This window comes from Jiangella anatolica, assembly GCF_003236295.1.
In the GTDB taxonomy this organism is placed as follows: domain Bacteria; phylum Actinomycetota; class Actinomycetes; order Jiangellales; family Jiangellaceae; genus Jiangella; species Jiangella anatolica.
The window spans coordinates 1-5,305 of record NZ_POTW01000168.1; the positions used below are offsets into that span (position 1 = coordinate 1).

General features: G+C 72.8%; 6 protein-coding genes. 4 read left to right on the forward strand and 2 right to left on the reverse strand.

The window, feature by feature from the left end; all coding sequences use genetic code 11:
• The 3 genes from C1I92_RS32500 to C1I92_RS32510 form a co-directional block, all read left to right on the forward strand.
• The coding region (locus tag C1I92_RS32500) for an Ig-like domain-containing protein (RefSeq protein WP_158564403.1) at positions 1–1,661 on the forward strand (1,661 nt) is incomplete at its 5' end.
• A gap of 48 nt (positions 1,662–1,709) precedes the next feature.
• Positions 1,710–2,075 carry a hypothetical protein gene (locus tag C1I92_RS32505; protein WP_111258767.1) on the forward strand — a complete coding sequence of 122 codons (366 nt, stop codon included), beginning with the start codon at positions 1,710–1,712 and terminating at the stop codon, positions 2,073–2,075.
• A 22-nt stretch (positions 2,076–2,097) separates the two neighbouring features.
• Positions 2,098–3,561 (forward strand): phytoene desaturase family protein, encoded by a 1,464-nt coding sequence (locus C1I92_RS32510; protein WP_233507541.1) that lies wholly within the window; start codon positions 2,098–2,100, stop codon positions 3,559–3,561.
• Here the strand turns inward: C1I92_RS32510 and C1I92_RS32515 are convergent.
• Together C1I92_RS32515 and C1I92_RS32520 are read right to left on the reverse strand one after the other, a co-directional pair.
• Positions 3,515–4,399: an HTTM domain-containing protein gene (locus C1I92_RS32515; protein WP_111258769.1), complete on the reverse strand. Its 885-nt coding sequence runs from the start codon at positions 4,397–4,399 to the stop codon at positions 3,515–3,517. The two genes, C1I92_RS32510 and C1I92_RS32515, sit on opposite strands and share 47 nt — an antisense overlap.
• Positions 4,396–4,860, reverse strand: coding sequence for a hypothetical protein (locus C1I92_RS32520; protein ID WP_111258770.1), 465 nt, complete (start codon positions 4,858–4,860; stop codon positions 4,396–4,398). Before C1I92_RS32520 ends, C1I92_RS32515 begins: the two co-directional genes overlap by 4 nt.
• Positions 4,861–5,067: 207 nt before the next feature.
• Here C1I92_RS32520 and C1I92_RS32525 point away from each other — a divergent pair.
• A partial coding sequence (locus C1I92_RS32525) for a TCP-1/cpn60 chaperonin family protein (protein WP_325048178.1) occupies positions 5,068–5,305 on the forward strand: 238 nt, incomplete at its 3' end.

Here is a 5,305-nt window from a genome sequence, read left to right on the forward strand (position 1 = left end):
ACGCGTTCCTGTCGCCGGCCCTGATCTTCGCTCCGACGGCACGCGGCGGCAACGCCCCCGACGTCGGCAACGTCGTCTCGCACGAGGTCGGCCACACGCTGAACCTGAACCACGACGGCATCGGCACGGACGAGTACTACGGCGACACGCCGGCCGAGCCGGCGTCGCTGTGGGGCCCGATCATGGGCGCGCCGTGGTCCACGCCGCTGTCGCAGTGGTCGCCCGGCGACTACACCGGCGCCACCAACGCCGGCCAGGACGACCTCGCCGAGATCACCGCCGGGACGACGCTGCGGACGTTCGCGGTCTTCGACGGCGACGTGCTGTGGACCGACGTCTTCTGCACCGACGCCGCGGACCCTGACGACCCGGAGCCCGGCGACCGGGCGTTCAAGCCGGCCGGCCCGGAGGCGGACCCGTGCGCAGAGGTGGGTGCGGAGCTGACGCTGTCGTTCCACTACGGCGGCCGGGCGGCCTACTCCGCCGACGATCACGGCGACGTGCTCGACGAGGGCACCGCGCTGGACAACTCCGCCGGCGAGTTCACCGCCGCCGGCGTCATCGGGCGCTCCGGCGAGCGTGACGTGTTCACGCTGGTCACTGACGGCGGCCCCGTCAGCATCGCGGCCGAGCCGGCCACCGTCGGCGGCAACCTCGACGTCCGCCTGGAGCTGATCGACGCCGCCGGTGAGCGGATCGCAGAGGCGAACCCGGAGGCCGTCACCGACGTCGTGAGCCCGGCGACGGACCGGACCGCCTCCGGTCTGGACGCGCGGATCGAGACCGAGCTGGCGACCGGCCGCTACTACGTGCGGGTCAGCGGCGCCGGGCAGGGCGACCCGGCCGCGAACACGCCGGCCAACGGCTCCGGCTACACCGAGTACGGCAGCCTCGGCGCCTACACGCTCACCGGCACGGCGGCCGCGTTCGCCGCCGCGCCGGTCACGATCATCTCGCCGCTGGACGGCGAGGAGGTCCAGCCGTCGCCGGTGGAGATCACCGGCTCGGCCGAGCCCGGCTCGACGGTGACGCTCACGCTCGGCGACGAGGCCGTCGGCTACGGGACTACGGACGACGAGGGCACCTGGAGCATCGTCCTCACCACCGACCTGCCCTACGGCAAGTCGGCGATCACCGCCCGGCAGACCGTCGGCGCCGTCGAGGTCCCGGAGACGGCGACGGTCACGCTGGTGGTCCCGGTCGGCCCGCCGGACATCGTCCGCCCGGTCGACGGCGACACCGCGACGACGGCCCGGCCGACCTTCAGCGGCGAGGCGCTGCCCGGCGCCGCCGTCGAGCTGAACATCACCTGTGGCGAGGACACCTGGTCCGGCGCCGCCACGGCCGACGGCGAGGGCGCCTGGTCGTTCGCGCCCGAGCAGGACCTGCCCAACGGCGTGTGCTCGGTCACCGCGGTCCAGTCGGTCAACGGCGCCACCTCCGCGCAGACCGCGGCCGTCTCGTTCACCGTCGACGTCGCCACCGGGGACGAAGGCGGCGACCACGGCGACGACCACGGCGAAGACCCCGAGGACGACGAGGGCGGCGACCTGCCCGACACCGGAACGTCGGCGAACTCGTGGCTGCTGCTGGCCGGCGTGCTCCTGCTCGGCCTCGGCGGCGCACTGTACGCGCGCACGCGGCAGGGTGCGGCCGGCTGAGGCAACCGCGGCCGCGTCCCGGGCGTCAGACCCAGGAAGGAGGCCGACGTGCCGGACACCCCGCGGCAGCGACAGCGCAGCGCGCTGGCGATCGTGGCCGCCGTCGTCGTGGTGGCGCTGGCCGTGGTCGCCGCCGTCTGGCTGAGCCGCGACTCCGGCGGGGACGAGGGTTCGGTCGCGGCGGCGTCGGCGTCGTCGTTCGCGCCGGGCGGTCAGGACGTGCTGCCGCGGGCGATGGGCGGGCAGGAGGCGATCGACGCGCTCGGCGAGCGGCTCGGCGACGTCGCCGAGCTCAACGGGATGACCGCGGACCAGCTGCGCGACCTGCTGCTCCGCGACGCCTCTGTCGAGGTCGCGCCGAGCGGCCGGCTCCTCTACGACGACGACCTGAGGCCACCGCCCACGCCGCGCTGAGCGCCGCCGTAGGATGGACGACGTGCAGGCGTCGGAGCAGTGTGACGCCGTCGTCGTCGGGTCCGGCCCGAATGGGCTGGCGGCGGCGGTGGTGCTCGCCCGGGCCGGTCTGGAGGTCCGGGTCTACGAGGCCCAGCGCACCATCGGCGGCGGTGCCCGCACCCTCGACCTCGGCCTGGCGCCAGGCGTCGTCCACGACATCTGCTCGGCCGTGCATCCCATGGCGGCCGCGTCGCCGTTCTTCCGCGCCTTCGACCTCGCCGCGCGCGGCGTCGAGCTGACCTATCCCGAGGTCTCCTACGCGCAGCCGCTCGACGGCGGGCGCGCCGGCATCGCCTACCGCGACCTCGACCGCACCGTCGAGGGCCTGGGCGCCGACGGCCCGGCCTGGCGGCGGCTCATGGGCCCGCTGGTGCGGCACGCGCCGGCCGTCGTCGACGTCGCCCTGTTCGACCGCCGCAGCGTGCCGAAGGACCTGCTCACGGCGGCGCAGTTCGGGCTGTCGATGCTGCGGCACGGCACCGGCCTCGGCCGGCGGACCTGGCAGGACGAGGTCGCGCCGGCGCTGCTGATGGGCGTCGCGGCGCACGCGATCACGCCGATCCCGACGCTCACCGCGGCCGGCACCGCACTCTCGCTGGGCGCGCTGGCGCACGCGCCGGGCTGGCCGCTGCCGGTCGGCGGCAGCCAGGCCATCGTCGACGCGCTGGTGGCCGACCTCAAGGCGCACGGCGGCAGCGTCGAGACCGGTGTCGAGGTGACGTCGATGGCGCAGCTGCCGACGGCGCGCGCCTACCTGTTCGACACGAACCCGTGGACCCTGGCCAGCATCCTGGGCGAGCAGTTGCCGGGCCGCTACCGCCGCGCCGTCGACCGGTTCAAGGCCGGCAACGCGGCCGCCAAGGTCGACTTCGTGCTCTCCGGCCCGGTGCCGTGGGCGCATCCGGAGGTCGGCCGGGCCGGCACCATCCACGTCGGCGGCACGCTCGCGGAGATGTCGCTGGCCGAGGCAGAGGTGAAGGCGGGCCGGCACGCCGAGCGGCCGATGATCCTGGCCTCCGACCCGGCGCTGTTCGACCCGGCTCGCGAGGTCAACGGCCTGCGCCCGTTCTGGTCGTACACCCATGTGCCGGCCGGCTCCACCGTCGATGTCGGCGACGTCGTACAGGCGCAGATCGAGCGGTTCGCGCCCGGCTTCGGCGACCTCGTCGTCGAGCGGCACACCATCCCGGCGGCGAAGATGGCCGACCACAACGCCAACTACCGCGACGGCGACATCGCCGCCGGTGCGATGACCATGTGGCAGATCTTCGCCCGGCCCACGCTGCGGTGGGACCCGTACGCCACCCCCGTGCCCGGCGTCTACCTCTGCTCGGCCTCCACGCCGCCGGGGCCCGCGGTGCACGGCATGGGCGGGCTGAACGCGGCGAAGCGGGCGCTCAGGACACGGTTCGGGATCCGCCGGGTGCCGTCACTCGCTCCCTGAGCCGCTGGGCCACCGGCACCACGCGCTCCAGCGGCAGGAACGCCAGCCAGCAGATGACCGTCGGCAGGAAGTGGATGCCCAGCGCCAGGTAGGTCATCAGGTGGAAGCCGGCGAACGTGACCACCGCCAGATACAGCGCCCTGCCCTTGAGCCACAGCACGACCGGCGACAGGAACTCGATGATGATCAGGCCCCACTGGGCGATGATCAGCAGCCACGGGTAGTCGATGGTCCAGCGGACCAGGTCAGAGCCGCGCCGCATGATCGCCCAGATGAACACCGCGCCGTTGGCCCAGGTGGCCGGCGACCCGCTGCGCACCCACTTCACGATCGCCGACGCGAAGTACGTCGCGATGACCGAGACCTGGATGCAGCGGAACGCCCAGCCGGCCGCCTCGCTGGAGTCGGCGTCGGTAAACCGGGCCCGGCCGATCGTCGGCAGCACGACGACAGCCACGATCAGCGCCAGGTGGTCGTGCGACACGTAGCCGTAGCCCTGGCTGAACACCATCCACTGGAGGTACGCCACGGCGACCACCCAGCCGGCCAGGCGCGGCAGGAACCCCGTCGCGGCGACCAGGCAGCCGACGACGATGACGACCTGCAGCGTCTGCGCCAGTGGCAGCGACGGATCCGGCAGCGGCAGCGCCCGGCCCACCCACGTCGGGTGGTAGAGGTCCGGCGCGTGCGCCATCGGGATGACGTCGTTGGTGAGCCGGAAGATGTCGTAGAGCACGAACAGGTAGATGGCCACCCGCAGCACGGCCACCCGGGCCAGCGGGACCGGCCGGGTCCACCAGCCGACGACCGCGCGGCCGGCGTCGAGGGCGCGGCTCATCGGCGCACCTCCCAGGTGGTGAGCTCCTCGACGTCGGGCTCGCCCTGCTGGATACCGTCCCTCAGCTGGTAGGTGTCGCGCATCACATAGAGCTTGACGTACGGGTCGGCGCCGGGGTGCAGCTCGGTCCACGAGTCGGCGATGGACTGCAGCAGCGACGGGTCATCGACGATGCGGTCCAGCTGGGCCTCGATGTCGGCCCGGCCGACGCCCACGCCCTGCGGGTTGAGCGGCACGCGCACCTGTTCGCCGCTCTCGGTGTCGGCCAGCATGTAGACGGAGCGGACGGTGCCGTCCATGTCGCGCGGGGTCGCGTACTGCGACAGCGAGCCGAGCGGGAAGTAGTCGTTGGTGTCCTGCAGCTGGCCCATGGTCAGGATCACCAGTGCCACGCCGGTGACCCCGAGCCGCCAGGCCAGGCCACGGCGGGAGATGCGCCGGACGGCCGGTTCGGAACTCACAGGCGGCGAGTCTACGGGGTAGGGGGCGGCGCTTGCACTCTCATGGGCAGAGTGCTAAACACGTTGTTAGCACTCTCGAGGTGAGAGTGACAGGACTTCGGATCGGCGAGGTCGTGGGGGACCCGGTGACAGGAGCCGGGTGCCGGCGGCCGTCCGTCGCGGGCGTCGAGCCGGACTTTCCACCCGCTATGGGAGGATCAGGAACCCATGCCAAAGATCATTGCCTTTGACGAAGAGGCGCGGCGTGGCCTCGAGCGTGGCATGAACTCTCTTGCTGACGCCGTCAGGGTCACGCTTGGCCCGAAGGGCCGCAACGTTGTGTTGGAGAAGAAGTGGGGTGCCCCCACGATCACCAACGACGGTGTGTCGATCGCCAAGGAGATCGAGCTCGAGGACCCGTGGGAGAAGATCGGGGCCGAGCTGGTCAAGGAGGTCGCGAAGAAGA

What these genes read in the sequence shown, in the direction of transcription:
- C1I92_RS32515 (WP_111258769.1), bottom strand. Translation starts at nt 4,399, where the DNA reads ATGAGCCGCGCCCTCGACGCCGGCCGCGCGGTCGTCGGCTGGTGGACC.